General features: G+C 71.0%; 3 protein-coding genes. 1 reads left to right on the plus strand and 2 read right to left on the minus strand.

Annotation, left to right across the window (positions count from 1 at the left end; translation table 11 throughout):
• Position 1: 1 nt before the first annotated feature.
• Entirely contained in the window at positions 2 to 16,342 is a 16,341-nt protein-coding gene (locus OHA11_RS08255; protein ID WP_266493555.1) for a non-ribosomal peptide synthetase, read from the minus strand.
• 707 nt (positions 16,343 to 17,049) lie between these two features.
• Between OHA11_RS08255 and OHA11_RS08260 the strand changes: the two genes are divergently transcribed.
• Positions 17,050 to 17,799, plus strand: coding sequence for an AfsR/SARP family transcriptional regulator (locus OHA11_RS08260; RefSeq protein ID WP_266493556.1), 750 nt, complete (start codon positions 17,050 to 17,052; stop codon positions 17,797 to 17,799).
• Between the two features lie 22 nt (positions 17,800 to 17,821).
• Here OHA11_RS08260 and OHA11_RS08265 read toward each other — a convergent pair whose 3' ends face one another.
• Positions 17,822 to 19,180, minus strand: coding sequence for an activator-dependent family glycosyltransferase (locus OHA11_RS08265; RefSeq protein ID WP_266493557.1), 1,359 nt, complete (start codon positions 19,178 to 19,180; stop codon positions 17,822 to 17,824).
• Positions 19,181 to 19,340: the final 160 nt, after the last annotated feature.

A 19,340-nucleotide genomic window follows, 5' to 3' on the forward strand; every position in this document is an offset into this window, starting at 1 on the left:
CTCAGTCACGGAGGTAGCGGTTGACAATGGTGCAGATCTCGGCCGCGGGCTTGGGCTCGGTCAGGCCGAAATGCGTGGAATCGATATCGAAGGTGTGCAACTCGCCCTCGACATACGGCTCCCAGGGTTCGGGCCGCGCTTCGGGGCTCTGCGTCGCGCTGAAGAACAGCACGGTGCCGCGGTAGATGGGCTGAGTGAACTCCGCGACCATCCGCGAGTGCTCGACGATCACGGTGGCGCCGTTCTCGACGATGCTCCGGCGGTCCTCGTCACCGGCGTTGCCCGGCAAGTAGTCGTCCAGGAAGTCGCGCGCCTCCGACCGGGTGAGGTGGGCCTCCGACAGCTGCGCGAAGCCGCTGCTCGGAACGGCGTCGAGGAGCACCACCAGGGACACCTCGTAGCCACGCCGCTGAAGTTCGGCACCGACGGCGTGGGCCAGGGAGCCGCCCAGCGAGTGGCCGGCCAACTGGAACGGACCGTGCGGCTGCACGGCGAGAATCTGCTCCGCGTAGTCGGCGACCATGGCCGCGAAGCCGGTCGGCAGGGGCGCGCCGTCGAAGCCGCGCGCCTGGATGCCGTACACCGGGCGGTCCCCCACCTGGGTGGCCATGCCGAGGTAGGACCAGCACAGGCCGAATCCCGGGTGGAGGAGCCACAAGGGCGCTCCGCTCCCGCCGGTCCGCAACGGCAGCAGGGTGTCGAAGGGGCCGCCGTCGCCGGGATCCCGGAGGCCCCCGGTCAGGTTCGCCACCAGTTTCGCGACGGTCGGCGCCTGGAACACCGAGCGGATCGGGACCTCCGCGTTCAGCACCGTGCGGATGCGGCTGATGAGCCTGGTGGCGAGGAGCGAGTGGCCGCCGAGAGCGAAGAAGTCGTCGTCGATGCCGACCCGCTCCACGCCGAGAATCTGCGCGAACACGCTTGCCAGCAGCTCCTCCTGGGCGTTGCGGGGAGCCCGGTAGGCGGTGTGGCTGAGGAACTCGGGCGCGGGCAGCAGCCTGCGGTCGACCTTCCCGGTGACCGCCAGCGGCAGACTCGCCATGACCAGGACCGCCGAGGGCACCATGTGCTCCGGCAGCCGCTGCCCGGCGAAGGACCGCAAGGTGTCCGGGTCGGGCCGCTCCCCCTCGGTCGGCGTGACGTAGGCGACGAGGTGCCTGCCGATGCCCGGCTGATCCCGGGTGATCACGACGGCCTGCGCGACCTGCGGATGGTCGGCGAGCACCGCCTCCACCTCGCCGAGTTCGATCCGGAAACCCCGGACCTTGACCTGGTTGTCGACGCGGCCCCTGAACAGGAGACGGCCCTCCGGCGTCCATGCCGCCAGGTCGCCGGTCCGGTACATCCGCTCGCCCGGCCCGCCGAAGGGGCAGGCCACGAAGCGCTCCGCGGTGGTGCCGTACCGGTCCAGATAGCCGCGGGCCAGCCGTTCGCCGGCGACGTACAGCTCCCCCACCACCCCCACCGGCGCCGGTCGCAGCGCCGCGTCCAGCACATACAGGCGGGTGTTGTCCATCGGGCGCCCGATCGGTACGGCCCCGCCGAGGCCGTCCGTGCCGGTGATGACGTGCATGGTGGTGGCCGCGGTGGTCTCGGTCGGGCCGTACCCGTTCACGATGGTCAGGTCGGCGCAGGCGCGCAGCACCCGTTCCAGGGCGGCCGGGGTCACCACATCGCCGACCGTCCACACCTCGCGGGCGCCGCGGAACGCTTCGGGTGCCTCATCGGCGAAGGCCATGAACTGGCCCGCCGGCATGATGAGGCCGGTGACCCCCTGTTCGGCGATCATCCGCGTGAGCCCGGACGGATCCAGGCGGCCGGACGGAAGGATGACGACCGCGCCGCCGCGGAGCAGGGCGGCCCACAGCTCGTAGGTGAAGGTGTCGAACGCCTGTGTGTGGTGCATGAGAACGCGCTCCAGGCGGCTCTCGTCGTAGCCACGGTCCGCCGACAGGACCGCCAGCGACCGGTGGGAGATGCCCACCGCCTTGGGCCGGCCCGTGGAGCCGGAGGTGTACACCACATAGCAGAGCTGGTCCGGATGCCCGGCCGAGCCCGCACCGAGCGGCTCCACCGGTGCCGCCGCGATCTCCCGGGCGGCCCGGGGCCCGTCGACGACCAGGAGCGGGCAGTCGGTCTCGGGCAGCGCGCCCGAGGTCCGCGTATCGGTCACCAGGAGAACGGGGTTCGCATCGCTCAGCATGAAGGCGATCCGCTCGGCCGGGTAGGCCGGGTCGAGGGGCAGATACACGCCGCCCGCCTTCGCGATGGCCAGCACGGCGACGATGTACTCCGGCGAGCGCGGGAGGGCGAGCCCGACCGGCGACTCCTGACCCACACCGTGCGCCGCCAGAACCCGCGCGAGCCGGTTGGCCCGCTCGCCGAGTTCCCGGTAGGTGAGGGTGGTGTCACCGCACAGCACGGCGTCCGCGTCGGGACGGCGGGCGGCCCGCCGCTCGAACAGTTCGGCCACGGTGGCCGCGGGGACCTCGGAGGCGGTGTCGTTGAAACCGGTCAGCACGAGCTCGCGCTCGGCCGGTGCCACGGGATCGATCCCGCTCACCGGGGTGCCGGGGTCCGCCGCGATGTCGCCGAGGATCCGTGTCAGGCGGTGCGCGAGGCGCTGTACGGTCCCGGCGTCGAAGGCATGGTCACGGTAGCCCAGCATCAGCTGGAGATCCGGGTCGGCGGTGGCGAACAGGGCGAGCGGGTAGTGCACCGCCGCTTCCCAGTCCATGCCGGTGATCGCGATGCCCGCCGCGCCCAGCGTCGCGTCGAGGCTGTCCCCGCCGGCCGGGTAGGACTCGAAGACCACCACCGAGTCGAAGAGCGCGGACAGATCGACGGCCCGGTGGATCTCGGCGAGGCCGAGGTGGTGGTGGTCCGTCAGCGCGGCCTGCCGCTCCTGAAGGTCTACCAGCAGCTCGGCCACGCTCTGTCCGGCCGTCGTCCGCACCCGGACCGGGAGGGTGTTGATGAACAGGCCCACCATCTCGTCCATGCCCGCCACCTGCGGCGGCCGCCCCGAGACCGTGGCGCCGAACACCACGTCCTGGCGGCCCGTCTGGCTCGCGATGAGCAGTGCCCAGGCGCCCTGCACCAGGCTGTTGAGGGTGACGCCGAGTTCGGCGGCGCGCCGCGACAGCCGGCGCGCCGTGTCGCGGTCCAGCTCGACCGGCGTCCTGCGGTGGCCGCCTCCCGCCTGCTGCTGACTCCGTGGAGCCACCAGCGTCGGCTCGTCCAACCCGTCCAGCTCGGTCCGCCACGCCTGTGCCGCACCCTCCGTGTCCTGCTGCGACAGCCAGTCGAGGAAGTCGCGGTACGGGCGTACCCGGTTCAGTCGTCCGGCGTCCCCGGAGGTGGCGTACAGGCGTAGCAGGCTGTCCAGCACGAGTGGCGACGACCAGCCGTCGTACACGATGTGATGGACGGTCATCACCAGCTCGTGGTGTTCGGCCGCCCGCCGTACGAGGGTCAGGCGCAGCAGGGGCGGGGCAGCCGGGTCGAAGGGCGTGGCCCGGTCCCGGTCCCGCAGATCCCGCAGCTTCTCCTCCTGCTCCCGCTCGGACAGGCCGCTCCAGTCCATGGCCCGCCAGGGGAGCTCGACACGCTTGAGGAGTACCTGCACGGGTTCGCCGGCGGCTGTGGCCACGAATGCGGTGCGCAGGCTGTCGTAGCGGTCGAGCAGGGCCTGGCCGGCCGCCCTCATCCGCTCCGGGTCCACCCGTCCGGTCAGATGGAAGACCAACTGCACCTGGTAGGCGTCGAATTCGGCGCCGTCCAGCTGACTCTGGAACAGCAGACCGGACTGCAGCGAGGTCAACGGCCATACGTCGGCCACGTCCGGGTACCGCTCCTCCCAGACCTCCAGGTCCCGCTGGCGCACTCGGACCAGCGGCACGTCCGACGGCGTCAGGCCGCCCGCCCCCGGAGCGGTGGCATGCCGGGCCAGGCCCTCCAGGGCCGCGCGCCACAAGTCCGCGAGCTCCTGCACCTCTTCCCGGGTGAGCAGCCCCGTGGGGAAGGCGAAGTCGGCGGTCAGCCGCGGGCCCCGGGCGGTCTCGGCGGAGAAGGCGGTGATGTCCACCGCCGCCAGGGCCGGTGCGCTCGGTTCGGGCGCGAGGTCGTCCAGGTCGCCGGACATCGTCCAGCCCGCTCCACCGTCCTCCTGTGCCGAAGCGACCGAGCCGAGCCGGCCGAGGTAGTTGAAGGCGACCTGTCCGTCGCCGTATTCCTTGAGGATCTCGGCGGTCTTCGCATTGATGTGGCGCAGCAGGCCGTAGCCGATGCCCTTGTCCGGGATCGCGTGGAGCTGCTCCTTGATCGCCTTCACGGCGTATCCGGCGGTGCGGCCACCCGCGACGGCGTCCGCCAGATCGATGCCGCCGACGTCGAGCCGGACGGGATAGATGCTGGTGAACCAGCCCACTGTGCGGGTGAGGTCGGCGCCGGGTACCGCGCCCTCCTCGCGGCCGTGTCCTTCGAGGCGGATCAGCGCCGAGGGTTCATCGATGCCCCGTGCCTTGCGCCACCCGGCCAGGGCCAGTGCGAGTGCGGTGAGCAGGCCGTCGTCGACACCGCTGTGGAAGGCGGCGGGCAATGCGGTCAGGAGGGCTTCGGTGGTCCGGTGGTCCAGCGTGACCCGCACCGTTTCCACGGTCGCGCGCACGTCGACGGCCGGGTCGAGTGCCCGGGCGCCGAGCGGTGTCCCCGGCCGGTCCAGCACGTCCCGCCAGTGGACGAGTTCGGCGACCCGTTCGGGTGCCCCGGCCGCCTCCACCAGGCCGTACGACCAGCTGCGCATCGTGGTGGGCACGGCGGCCAACTGCGGCGAGCGGCCCTGTCGGACGGCGTCCCAGGCCTGAGCGAGGTCGGACAGCAGGATGTGCCAGGAGACACCATCGGTCACCAGGTGGTGCAGGACGACGATCAGCTGCCCCGCGGTGTCCGGGCCCGCGTCGCACCAGATGAAGCGGGCCATCCGGCCTGCTTCCGCGTCCAGTTCACGGGCGGCGGCAGCGACCTCGGCCCTTGTCTCCTGCCGCCAGGCGGGATCGCTCCAGTCGCCGGCGCAGGGCCTGCGGCGGATGAGGGACGCCACATCGACGGTGCCGGACGCGGCCGCGTCCAGGCCCGGCTCCCCGGCGTGGACGCGCAGGCGGGAGCGCAGCATGTCGTGCTGGTCGACGATCGCGGCAAGAGTGGCGACCAATCCGGTCTCGTCGATGCCCGTCGGCAGTTCCACGGCCGTCGACATCGTGAATCCGTCGTGGTTTCCGACGTATTCGCCGATCTGCCGCATCACGGGAAGCAGCGGCATCCAGCCGAGTCCGCTCCCGGCGGGCTCCCGGCGGTCCGCGCCCCGCTGCCCGCCGGCCGGGGCGGCCACGGCGAGGGCGGCCACGGTCCGGTGCTTGAACATCAGCCGCGGTGTGATCGCCACGCCCTGCTCGCGGGCTCGGGAGACGACCTGGATGGAGCGGATGCTGTCGCCGCCGATCACGAAGAAGTCGTCGTCGACGCCGACCCGGTCCCGCCCCAGGATCTCGGCGAAGATCGTGGCGAGCGTCGTCTCCGCATCGGTCTCGGGAGCCCGGTAGCTGCCCGCCGCCGCGGTCCCCGGTACGGGCAGGGCGGACTTGTCGAGCTTTCCGTTGGCCGTCAACGGCAGACTGTCGAGCAGCAGGAACACCGAAGGCACCATGAACTCCGGCAGCCGCTCGGACAGGAAGGCGCGCAGGTCGTCGGCGTCGGGGCTGCGGCTCTCCGCCGAGGCGGGGGTCCCGGCCGGTGCGGGCACCGCGTAGCCCACCAAGCGCTGTCGGCCGTCCTTGCCCCCATGGACGGTCACCACGGCCTGACCGACGCCCGGGTGCTGTTCCATGGCCGCGGAGATCTCGCGGGGTTCGATGCGCAGCCCGTTGATCTTGACCTGGTCGTCGCTGCGGCCGAGGTAGTCGAGCTGCCCGTCCGAGCCCTGGCGCACGATGTCCCCGGTCCGGTACATGCGGGTTCCGGCGGGTCCGAACGGGTCGGTGACGAAGCGCTCGGCGGTGAGCCCCGGGCGGTTCAGGTAGCCCCGGGCCAGGCTGGGCCCCGCGATGTACAGCTCGCCGGGGACGCCTGGTTCGACCGGGACGAGCCGATCGTCGAGCACCCGCAGCCGGTTTCCGTCCACCGCGGTGCCGATGGGTGTGCGGCCGGTGCCGAGTGGGGCGCTGACCGCGCCGCACACGGTGGTCTCGGTGGGACCGTAGGCGTTGACGAAACGGCGTCCCGGCGCCCAGGCGGCGGCCAGCGCCGGCGGGCACGCCTCGCCGCCGACGGTGACGGTGCGCAGCCCGGTCAGGGTGCGGGACGCGCCGGCCGGGAGCGCGCCGAGCACGCTGGGCGGAAGCATGACGTGGGTGATGTCGAGTTCGGCCAGGTTGCGAGCCAAGTCCTCACCGACGAGACGCTGTTCACGCGGGACGACGAGGGTGGCGCCGGTCGTGAGGGTCTGCACGTACTCCCAGAAGGCGGCGTCGAAGCTGGGCGCCGCGACCTGGATGACACGGGAGTCCGGGCTCAGCGCGAGGCGGTCCCGTGTGGTGCGGCTGAGGGCGGCGATACCGGCGTGGGTGACGACGACGCCCTTGGGCAGCCCGGTCGAGCCGGAGGTGAAGATGACGTACGCGGGATGCCCGGGGTCCAGGGCGACGTCCGGGTCCGTCGTCGGGCCGTCCCGCCAGGCCTTCGCCACGTCGGGTGCGTCGACGGCCACGGTATCGGTGCCCGGGCACACCGGCAGCTCCGCCGCGATGCCCGCCGTGGCCAGCAGGACGGCCGGGGCGGCGTCATCGAGCATGAACCGGATGCGGTCGGGCGGATAGTCGGGATCGACCGGCAGATAGGCCGCACCCGCCTTGAGGACACCCAGCACCACGGCGACCTGGTCGGCGCCGCGCGGCATGGCGACGCCGACCGACTGCTCGGGGCCGATACCCCGCGCGACCAGCCAATGCGCGACTCGGTTCGCCCGCGTATTCAGTTCCCGGTACGACCACACCTGGCCGCCGGAATCCACCGCCGGTGCCTGCGGTGCCGTCAGCAGCCGTTCCCGGAACAGGTCCGGGAAGGTGGCCGCCGCTGTCTCCCGCCCGGTCCGCGGCTCGGCCGCGAGCGGTGTGCCGCGCTCCTCGGCGGTGGGCTCGCCTGCCCTGCCGATGTGCTGTGCGGGGTCCAGGACAGCGGCGGCGAGGAGCCGTTCCCAGCGGGCGATCAGCGTCTCGATCGTCGAGGCGTCGAAGAGCGCCGTGGAGTACTCGACAGCGATGTGTATCCCGTTCGGTGCGGTTCGGTCGCGAAAGCTCTCGGTCAGGCTCAGCGTCGCGTCGTAGCGGGACGTCCCGGTGCCCGCGCCCTCGCTCGCGACCCGCACACCGGGCAGCTCGAAGTCCGCGTCCTCGGTGTTCTGCAGGATCAGGGCGACCTGGAAGAGCGGGTTGGCCGATACCGAGCGTTCCGGGTTGAGCTTCTCCACCAGGGCCTCGAAGGGAATGTCCTGATGGGTGTATGCGGCCAGGCTCGTCCGGCGCGTCCGGTCGAGCAGTTCGGCGAAGGTCGGGTCGCCCGCGGTGTCGATGCGCATGACCTGCACATTGACGAAGAGGCCGATCAAGTCGTCCAGGTTCTGGTCGATCCGGCCCGCGATGCCGCTGCCGAGCGCGATGTCGGTGCCTGCGCCGAGCCGGGTGAACAGCGCGGCCATGGTCGCCTGGAGCACCATGAAGGGGGTGGTGCCGGTGGCCCGGGCGAGCGACACGATGCCCTGGTGGAGCGTCGCGTCCAGGGTGAACTCGAGCAGATCGCCGCTGCGGTCGAGCTCCGCGGGGCGCGGTCGGTCCGTCGGGAAGGTGACCGTCTCGGGCAGCCCCTCCAACTGCCGGGACCAGTAGTGGCACTGCCTGCTGAACAGGCTGTCCGGGTCGTCGCCGCCCAGGAGCTCCCGCTGCCACAGGGTGTAGTGCGCGTACTGCAGCGGCAGCGGTGCCCACCGGGGAGCCTCGCCCCGGGTGCGGGCCGCGTAGGCGGTGGCCAGGTCCTTGGCCAGTGGTGTCGTGGACCACCCGTCGGCCGCGATGTGGTGGATCACGAGGACCAGGGCGAACTCGTCCGGGCCGGTGCCGAACAGCGCGGCCTTGATCGGAATCTCGGTGGCGATGTCGAAGGGGTGGCGGGCGACCGCGGCGATGGCCCCGGCCGGACCGTCCGCGTCCGCGACCGGGCGTACGGGAAGGGCGATGCGGGCCTCCTCCGGCCCGAGGATGTGCTGGTACGGCCGCCCGTCGACCTCGCGGTAGACGGTGCGCAGGATCTCGTGCCTGGTGACGATGTCATTGACCGTCTCCTCCAGGGCCCGCACGTTCAGCTCCCCGCTGAGCCTCAGGACGATCGGCATGTTGTAGGTCGCCGCGCGGCCCTCGAACTTGTGCAGGAACCACAGCCGTTGCTGGGAGAAGGACAGCGGGAGCCGCTCGGGCAGCTTCGCGGGAGGCGCCAGCGGTGCGCGGGCCGCCCCGGCCCGGTCCAGGCGCGGGGCGAGCTCGGCCACGGTCGGAGCGGCGAAGAGGGTACGCAGTTCCACTTCGGTGCGCAGCGCGGACCGGATGCGGTTGACGAGCTTGATGGCCATGATCGAGTGGCCGCCGAGGGCGAAGAAGTCATCGTCGACACCCACCCGGTCGACGTGCAGGACCTCGGCGAACAGCCCGCACAGCAGCTGCTCCTGAGGGGTGCGCGGGTCACCGCCCGCGGTCGCCGCGGCGAAGTGCGGTGCGGGCAGCGCCGCCCGGTCCAGCTTGCCGTTGACGGTCAGCGGAACCGAGTCGAGGGTGACGACGGCGGCGGGCACCAGGTGTGCGGGCAGCCGCTCGCGCAGATAGCCGCGCACGGCGCCGGCCAGGTCCGTGCCGTCGGCGCGCGGGGCGGCGGGCACGACGTAGGCGACGAGCTGCTGGTCCCCCGCCTCGGCAGTGCTCCGGGTGACCACCACAGACTGCGCGACATCCGGATGGGTGCCCAACGCGCGCTCGATCTCGGCGGGTTCCACGCGGACACCGCGGATCTTGACCTGGTTGTCGTCGCGGCCGACGTACTCGAGTTGTCCGTCGGCCGTCCAGCGGGCCAGGTCGCCGGTGCGGTACATCCGCGCACCCGCGGGGCCGTGGAGGTCGGCGACGAAGCGCTCGGCGGTCAGGGCCGCTCGGCCGATGTAGCCGCGCGCGATGTTCCCGGCGACATACAACTCACCCGTCACACCGGGCGGGACGGGCGCGAGACCGGGCCCGAGGACATAGGTGCGGAGGTTGCCGATCGGCGTTCCGATCGGGACGCTGCCGGTGTCCCACCGGGTCTGCTCCGCCGGGACGCTGAACGTCGTGGCATAGAACGACTCGGTCTGCCCGTAGGCGTTGACGATGCGCACCTCGGGCAGTTCCTGCCGGATGCGGTTCACCAGTCCGCTCGGCAGCTTCTCACCTGCGAAAACCAGGGTCGCCCGGTCCGGAAGGGCGGGTATCCGGCCGCCCAGCGCGGCGAAGACCGACGGCACCGTGCTGATCACGTTCGCCGTCACCGTCTCGCGCTCGGCGAGCACGAGGGCGTCCCCGGCGACCTCGACACGGCCACCGCGAGCCAGCGTGGTGACGGTCTCGAAGACGGACACGTCGAAGTTGATCGAGGCGCCCGCGAGCATGCGGGTGTCCGCGTCCAGCCCCACCCGCTCGGCGAGCCGTGTCACCCCGTTGACGACGTTGGCGTGGCTGACCACCACACCCTTGGGGACGCCCGTGGAGCCGGAGGTGAACATCACATAGGCGGCGTGCTGCGGTCGCAGTCCCTTCGTCCGCCCCATGACCGGGTCGGCGGTGGCGGAACCCACGTCGTCGAACAGCAAGGTCGGGACATCGGTGTCCGGAAGCCCGTCGGCGGTGCCGGACTCGGCGAGCAGCAGCTGGGGCCGGGCGACGCGCAGCATGTGGTCCACCCGGGAACCGGGGTTCTCCGGGTCGATGGGCAGATACGCGCCGCCGGCCTTCCAGATGCCGAGCATGGCGGTGATGAGGTCGGCCGAGCGGGACATCGCCAGGCCGACGACGGTCTCCGGTCCGACACCCCGTAGGGCCAGCACGCTCGCGAGGCGATCGGCGCGGGCGTTCAGCTCCGCATAGCTCAGCGTGACGTCGCCGCAGGTCACCGCGGGCCGGTCCGGTGTCTTCGCGGCCTGTCGCTCGAACAGGTCCGCAATGGTCGCTTCGGGAGTCTCGGCGGCGGTCCGGTTGACGTCGACGAGGACGCGGTCGCGCTCGGCGGGCTCCAGCAGGTCCACGCCGCTGAACGGCAGTTCCGGGTCCTCGGCCAGCAGGGCGAGGACGCGTCCCAGGCGCCGGGCGAGGGCGGCGGCCCGGTCCGGAGCCACCAGGTGGTGCTGGTACTGGAGGGCGACGGTCAGGTGCGGCTCGGCGGACGCCATCACCACCAGCGGGTAGTGGGTACTGCTGAGAGGGCTCAGCCCGGTCACCCGGATGCCGGCAGCCTCGTAGGCGTCGCTCAGTGCCGCGCTGTCGACGGGGTACGACTCGAAGACCACCAGGGTGTCGAAGAGCGAGCGCACGCCGGTGAGCTGGTGCATCTCCAGGAGGCCGAAGTGGTGGTGGTCCAGGAGCGCGCTCTGCCGCTCCTGGAGTCCGGTGAGGAGGGTGCGCAGGGAGTCGCCGGGGGCGCAGTCCATCCGGACCGCCAGGGTGTTGATGAACGTGCCGACCATGTCGGACACGTCCTCGACCTGCGGCGGACGCCCCGAGACCGTGGCGCCGAAGGTCACCTCCCGTTGTCCGGTCAGGCCGGACAGGAGCATGCCCCACGCGCCTTGGACCAGCGTGTTGAGGGTCAGGCCCAGCTCGCCGGCGCGGCGGGAGAGCCGATCGGCCCGCTCCGGAGTGAGCGGCACGTCCAGCTGGCCGACTCCGATGGATTCGCTCTCCCCGGCGGGAGCGTCGGGTACCAGCAGCGTGGGCCCGTCGACGCCTTCGAGCTCCCGCTGCCAGGCTCGGGCCGTCGCCGTACGGTCCCGGCGGGCGAGCCACGTCAAGAAGTCGCGGTAGGCGGGCGCCCTGCCCAGCTCGGAGCCGTCGCCGTGAGAACGGTACAGACGCAGGAGGTCCTGCATGAGCAGGGGAACCGACCAGCCGTCGAAGAGGACATGGTGTGCGGTGAGGACCAGGTCCCAGCTGTCGGCTCCCAACTTGACGAGCGAGAACCGCACCAGTGGCGCCCTGGCCGGGTCGAAGTGGGTGCCGTGCTCCGCGGCGAGGAAGCGCCTGCGGTGCTCCTCCCGTTGTGCTTCCGGCAGGGAGGCCAGGTCCAACTCCTGCCAGGGCAGTTCGATTCCTTCCTGGACGATCTGGACCCGGTCGCCCGCGCTGTCGGTGACGAACGCGGTCCGCAGGTTGGGATAGCGGTCGAGCAGCGCCTGTCCGGCCGCCCTCATCCTCCGCGGTTCGACCGCGCCCTCCAGATGGAAGGCGAACTCCATCTGGTAGACGTCGACGGCCGCGCCGACCAGTTCCGCGTGGAAGAGCAGCCCGTCCTGCATCGCGGTCACGGGCCATACGTCGACCATGCCCCAGTGCTGCTCCTGCCAGCGGTCCAGCTCGCCCTGGCCCACCCTGACCAGGGGGACGTCCGAAGGCGTGAGGCCACCCGCGTCCGACCGCTCGGCATGCCGGGCCAAGCCTGCCAGGGCGGTCCGCCACAGGTCGGCGAGCTCCCGGACCTCCGCCTCGGCCAGCAGCCCGGCCGGGTAGTCCAGACTCGCCTCCAGCCGCGGGCCCTGCTCGGTGTCGACGACATGCGCGTTGACGGAGAGGGAGGCGAGCGCGGACATGTCCCCGTCCAGCGGGGGCGTCAGCGTGACGGTGTCCTCGACCTGGGTGAAGCCCAGACCGTGCAGGTCCTGGGGCATATTGGCCGAACCCGCGTAACGGCCCAGGTAGTTGAAGACGATCTGCCCGGATCCGTACCGCTCCAGGACCGCCCCGGTCTCGGCGTTCAGGTAGCGCAGCATGCCGTAGCCGATGCCCTTGTCCGGGATGGCGAGCAGCTGCTCCTTGACGGCCTTGACCGCGGCTCCCGTCGCCGCACCGCCCGCGAGCGCCTCGTCCAGGTCGACCCCGGACACATCGAGGCGGACGGGATACATGCTGGTGAACCACCCCATCGTGCGCGAGAGGTCGGCACCGGGGACGACGTCCTCCTCGCGCCCGTGGCCCTCCAGGCGGATCAGCGTCGAGAGTTCGTCGACACCGTGCCGCCTGCGCCAGACGGCGACGGCGACGGCCAGCCCCGTCAGCAGGCCGTCGTTGACGCCGCCGCGGTAGGCGGCGGGCAGGGTGGTCAGCAGGATCCGGGTGGTCTCGATCGGCAGGTCCAGCCGGACCCGCTCGACCGTGGCGATGGTGTCGACGGCCGGGTCGAACGGCCTGGCGCCAAGACTCGGATCGGGCCCGGACACCAGTCGGCGCCACAGTCCGAGTTCCGCCGCCCGCTCCCCGGTCGCGTTCTCGGCGAGCGCATGCGCCCAGCGGCGGAACGAGGTGGCGGTCTCGGGCAGCCGCGGGGTGCCGCCATCGCGGACCTGCCGCCAGGCCGAGGCGAGGTCGGGCAGCAGGATGCGCCAGGACACGCCGTCCACGACCAGGTGGTGCAGCAGGATGGTGAGGCGTCCCGGGGTCCCGGTGCCCGCGTCGAACCACACGAACTGGGCCATCACTCCGCTCGCGGAGTCCAACCGGCTTGCTGCGGAACGGAGTTCGCTCTCCGCCCGTTGCCTCCAGGCGTCATCCCACGTGCCGTCGCCGGCCACCCTGTGGATGAGCGGGTGCACGTCGGTGGTTCCGGGCGCGGCCACCTCCAGCCCCGCCGCCCGGCCGGCGGCCCGCCGGGAGCGCAGGATGTCGTGCCGGTCGAAGGCCGCTGAGAGCGTCCTCGCCAAGCCGTCCCGGTCCATCCCGGTCGGGAGGTCCACCGTCATCGCCATGGTGAACCGGTCGGCGTTCCCGCCCAGCTCCTCCAGATAGTGGCCGACGGGCGCCAGCGGCACGAAGCCTGTGCCACCGCCCGGCAGCTCCGCCAGTTCCGGTTGCGTCCGGCCCCCGCTCGCGGCGACGCGGGCGAGTTCTGCCACGGTGCGGCACTCGAAGATCTGCCGGGGAGTGACCTCGACGCCCTGGGCCCTGGCCCGCGCGACGACTTGGATGGAACGGATACTGTCGCCGCCGAGCGCGAAGAAGTCGTCATCCACCCCGACCCGGTCCACGCCGATCACATCGGCGTAGACACCGGCGAGTATCTCTTCGCCCGACGTGCCGGGGGCGCGATAGGCGGAGCCGGTGAACTCCGGTTCCGGCAGCGCCTTGCGGTCCAGCTTGCCGTTGGGGGCCAGCGGCAGCCGGTCCAGCATGACGAAGACCGACGGCACCATGAACTCGGGGAGCCTGGCGGACACGAACCTGCGCAGGTCGCGAGGTGAGACGGTGGCCGTGAGGTCGATATCGAGGTCGCCCAGGCTCTCCACCGCCGAATGCCCCGAGTCCCTCCCGGCGGTCGGCACCACATAGCCCACCAGCTGGCCGCGGCCTTCGTGCTGACATGTGGTCACCAGGGCCTGCGCCACCGCGGGGTGGGCGGTCAGCGCCGACTCCACCTCACCCGGCTCGATGCGGAAGCCGCGCACCTTCACCTGCTCGTCGGCACGGCCGACGCACTCCAGTTGGCCGTCGGCCGCCCAGCGGGCGAGATCACCGGTGCGGTACATGCGCGCACCGGCCGGGCCGAAGGGATCGGCCATGAACCGTTCGGCGGTCAGCCGGGCCCTGCCGAGGTACCCGCGCGCCACGTTTCCCGCCACGTACAGCTCACCGACGACGCCGGGGGCGAGTGGCTGGAGGCCGGGGCCGAGAACATAGGCGCCCATATTGGCCAGTGGGGCGCCGATGGGTACCGCGGCCGCCGTTCCCGCCCACGCCTCGCCGGCGGTGAAGGCGGTGGCGTAGAACGACTCCGTCTGGCCGTAGGCGTTGACCACCCGCACGCCCGGAATGGCGTCCTGGACCCGCTTCACCAGCGAGGCGGGGAGGGCCTCGCCGGCGAATACCACCGTCTCGGCGCGGATCATCCCTCCTGCCTGGTCGAGGAGTTCGGTGAAGACCGAGGGAACGGTGCTGATGACGCCGCCGGACCAGCCGCCCCGCTCGCCGATGACAAGGACGTCGCGGACCACTTCGAGGATGCCGCCCCCCGCCAGGGTGGTCACGACTTCGAAGACGGACACGTCGAAGTTGACCGACGTACCGGCGAGGACGCGTGTGCCCGCACCGATACCGACGATGTCGGCGAGCCGCAGCACGCCGTTGACGATCTCCCGATGGGTGATCACCACACCCTTCGGCGTGCCGGTCGACCCCGAGGTGTACATCACGTACGCGGCATGCGCGGCCAGGACGGCGGCCGGTTCCGCTGCCGGGCCGGCCGCGTCGAAGTCCACCTCGTCGACACACAGGCGGGGGATGTCCGGTGCCGGGAGCGACTTCGCGTTGGCGGTGTCGGTCAGCACCAGGTCCGGGCCCGCGTCGGACAGGATGTGGCCCAGGCGTGCACCGGGGTATCGGGGGTCGATGGGCAGGTAGGCGGCACCGGCCTTCCAGATCGCGAGCATGCCCACGATCAGGGAGGCGGAGCGGGGCAGCGCCAGGCCCACCAGGTGCTCCGGTCCGACCCCGCGGCCGGTCAGCTCCCGGGCCAGCCGCTCGGCCCGCGCATCCAGTTCGGCGAAGGTCAGCTCCTCCGCGCCGTCGACCACGGCCGTCGCGTCCGGAGTCGCCGCAACCTGACGCTCGATCAGTTCAGCGGCGGTCAGCTCAGGGGTCCTGGCGGCCGTGCTCTCGAAGGCACGCAGAGCCAGCTCCCGTTCGCCCGCCGTCAGCACGTCCGTCAGCGCGACGGCGCGGGACGGCGAGTCGAGCAGATCGCCGGCCAGGCGCACCAGGCGATCCACGAAAGCCTGTGCCGTGGCCCGGTCGAAATGGTCTGTCGCGTACTCGAGACAGATGGACAGGCCCGGTGTGCCGGGCTCGTTGAAGAAGCTGAACTCCAGGTCGAACTTGGCCATCGACGTCCACAGCGGAGCGATGCGTGCCCGCACGCCACCCGGCAGGTCGAACTCCAGGCGGGCCCCGGTCGACCAGGTGAACATCACCTGGAACAGCGGGTGGTAGGCGCTGGAGCGCTCCGGGTTGAGGGCCTCCACCACGCGCTCGAACGGCGCGTCCTGGTTGTCGTACGCCGTCAGCGCCTTGTGCCGCACCTGCGCGAGGAGTTGCTCGAAGGTCGGCCGGCCCGACAGATCGGTGCGCAGGACCCAGGTGTTGGCGAAGAAGCCCACCAGGTCGGCCAGGTCCGGGTCCTGACGGCCGGCGACGGTGGAGCCGAGCGCGATGTCCTCACCCGCGCCCAGTTGGTGCAGAAGTACGGCGAGGGCGGCCTGGAACACCATCGGGACCGACGAACCGGTGCGCTTGGCCGCCGCCTCCGCCCTGGCCAGCAGCTCCTCGTCGACGGCGCCTTCGACGACATCGCCGCGGCGGCTCGGCACGGGGCCGCGCGGCCGGTCCATGGGCAGCCGCATCGGCTGCGGCAGACCCGACAACGCACCGCGCCAGTAGTCGAGTTGAGTGGCGAGGAGGCTGTCCGGGTCGCTCTCGTCACCGAGCAGTTCGTGCTGCCAGATCGTGTAGTCGGCGTACTGGACCGCCAGTTCGGGCCAGTGCGGGGCGCGGCCGTCGACGTGTGCGGTGTAGGCGGCGCTCAGGTCCCGGACAAGCGGGGCGACGGACTCGCCGTCGCAGGCCATGTGATGGATCAGCAGCAGCAGGTGGTGTTCCCGGGCGTCCGTGCGGAAGAGGACGGCGCGCACCGGGATCTCCTCGGACAGCGTGATCGGGACCGCGGAGGCCTCCCGCACCGCTCCGTCCAACTCGTCCGGAGCGACCTCGACCAGCCTGATGTCCAGTCGCACCTCCTCGGCCGGCACCACCTGCTGGGCGGGGACACCTTCGGCGCTCTCCACGATCAGGGTCCGCAGACTCTCGTGGCGGGCCACCACATCGCGCACCGCGCCGGTGAGCGCCGCGGCATCGACCTCCCCCGTGAGCCGGATGAGGAAGGGCACGTTGTATATCGCCGACGGCCCCTCGACCCTGTCGGTGAACCACAGGCGCCGCTGTGCGAAAGACAAGGGGATCATCACTCAGCACTCCTGTTTGTCTGCCCATGGGCAAGGTCGGTTCATCGCCGGTTGCGCATGCGAACATTCCCTGTGGCTGCTCAGGTCTCCGTGTGACCTGGGCGTGGCTCGTTCATCGGTTCGTCCGTGGACGTCACCGAGCGTCGTCCGCCGTACGACGATCTTGCGCGCCTGGTTGCCGAGCAGGCCCGACCCGGCGGCGCCGTTCACCACCGACCGGACCGAACAAGTCCTGCGGATGGTGAAGGCACGGATAAAGACCTCCGACGGCCGGCGCACCAAATGCCGGCGCCAACTGTTGTCTGCTGATGCGTTCGTACCTCTCCATCGCCCGCAAACACAACCTCAACCCCCTCACTGCCTTCCGCGGCCTCTTCGACAAAAGCTTCCGGCACCCACCCGCTCACACGCAATCAAGCTCCTGAGTGGTGAGCATTTCCGCAGGCCGGTTCCGCCAGGCGCTCGTTTGCGGGCCCATCGAACACGCATTAGGTAACCATGTCGACCTAATATCGTGTCAACCATGGCGGAGCCGACCGCCGGACGGCGAGGTGTCCCGCCAACAGGACACCGAAGAACGGTTTCCGGTGGCTCACCGCCCGGGGATGTGAGGTATGTTCGGGCAAATCCCACAGTGCATTCCGCCGCACTGCCCTCCATCAAACTTCATACTCCTTTCACCGTTCCAAAAAATAGGAGTTCACAGCATGCGGCTTGAGATTTTAGGACCGGTCCGCGTCACTGACGGAAATGACATCAAGGCTATAGGGGCGCAGAAGGTCGAGATTCTGCTGGCGACTCTCGCCATCCGCTCCGGTCAGGTTGTCGGCGTCGACCAGCTAATCGCCGAGATCTGGGGCGACGAACCCCCGCGCAGCGCCATGGGGGGCCTGTATGTGTATGTCTCCCAGGTCCGCAAACTTCTCCGCCGGCCCGGAGCCGCGGCAAGCCCCGTACTCACCAAACCCTCCGGGTACATGCTGACGCTGGGGTCGGACGAACTCGACCTCCACGACCTCACCCGCCTGGTGAAAGAGGGCCGGGTCCAGCTCAGGAACGGCGAGCACGAGGACGCGGTCCGCAGTTTCGAGGAGGCGCTCGCACTGTGCCGGGGGCCGCTTCCCACCACCGCGGTGCGCGGCCCGATCCTGCAGGGGTTCCAGGCCTGGTTCGGGGAGATCCAACTGGAGTGCCGGGAAGGCCAGATGGAGGCGCACATGGCCCTCGGGCACCACCGCGAGCTCGTCAGTGACCTCTATCTCCTCAGTACCGAGCACCCCCTGCGGGAGGTGTTCCACCGGCAACTCATGCTGGCGCTTCATCGAAGCGACTGCCGGGGCGACGCCCTGCTCGCCTACCACCGGGCCTGCCGGACCCTCCGGGACCAGCTGGGCGTCGAACCCGGACCGGCGCTGAAGGACATCCAGCGTGAGATCCTGATGGACAACGGCCGCTGACCGCCCCGGACGGCCATGCCGACTAGCACGAACCGAAGCGGTCCACGATCCGCTCCAGTTCCCGGGCCACCTCCGCGGGCGACGGCTGCGCGGCCAGCTCCTCACCGAGCCGCCCGGCAGCCTCCCGGAACGACGGCTCCTCCAGCAGCCGCACCAGCTGTTCCCGCACCCGCGCCCCGTCCAGGTCCTCCGGCGCGTCGCCCGGGATCCACAGACCGGCCCCAGACCGCTCCAACCGCGGTCCGCGCTCCCCGATATCGGGCACGGCGCGGCCGATCACCAGCTGTGGCACCCCATGGGCGATCGCCTCAAGGAACCCGGGCACGCCACCGTGGTGGATCACGGCCGCGCACGACGGAACGACCGCGTGCAGCGGAACGAACTCCACCAGCCTGGTATTGCCGGGAACCCGCTCCAGCTCCCGCTGGAACCGCTCGGGCAGCGTCAGCACCAGCTCGATATCCAGATCGGCCAGCGCGTCCAGCATCCCCTGCAACTGCTCCAGGGAGATGGCTTGATGCCTCGATGCCTTCTCCAGACTGAGTCCGAAGGTGGCCAGGACGCGCCGCTTGACCGGGTCACGCCGGGCCCAATGCGGCACGACGGACGGCCCGTTGTACGGAACGTACCGCAGCGGAAGAGGTGACGACTCCGACTCCAGCCGCATCGAACCGACCATCTGCTCGATCACGAACTGACCGGTCACCATCTCCTCGGAGAACACGCCACCGAACTTCTCCGCCCACTCCCCCAGCCAGTCCCCCAGCGGATCCTCACGATCCTCGGGCACCTGCTCCTCCCGCACCCGCAGAAAATGCCGCCGCATCCGGCCCACCACGTCGAGTTCGGTCAGCATGCGCCCGTGCGGGACTCCGGCCGCCGTGGCCGCGATGGCGCCCGCGTGGCTCAGCCAGTCCCAGAGCACCAGGTCCGGCTTCCACCAGCGGCAGTACTCCACCAGCTCCTCGACCATCGCGTCGTTCATGGCCGCCTGGGTCCGGCGTGTCATCTGGTATCCCCACCGCAGGCGCTCCCAGGTGAGTTCCTCCTCGCGGTTCTCCGACAGGTCGGTCAGAAGGTCGCCCCGCTCCGCGAGTTCCTGGACCTTCGCCATCACCTCCGGAACCAGCAGCGCATCGAGTTTCTCCATGACCGGCTCGTCGGAACCGACGGGGACGGCCGGCAGACCCGAGGCGGTGATGGCGTCCGTCAGCTCCGGGCCGCTCGCGACGCGGACCTCGTGCCCCGCCGACTGCAAGGCCCAGGCCAGCGGGACAAGAGCCTGGAAGTGGGACTGCCACGGAATACAGGTGAACAGGATTCTCAAGCCGATCAGCCCCTTCATGGACGCCGCACCCATCTGGACACGGGAAACCCTCACCCGGCCACCTTGGGCCGGTCTTGGCCCGCTCTTGATGTCCCGGATCCGGGCGGCACACGTCGGATTCACTACCTGCCGGCTGCCGGCTCTCGCGAGAAGGAGTGACGAACCCGGCCGCCAAGACGCGCATTAGACCGGCTTTGGACGGGGCCCCGAAGAT

This window comes from Streptomyces sp. NBC_00878, from assembly GCF_026341515.1.
Taxonomy (GTDB): domain Bacteria; phylum Actinomycetota; class Actinomycetes; order Streptomycetales; family Streptomycetaceae; genus Streptomyces.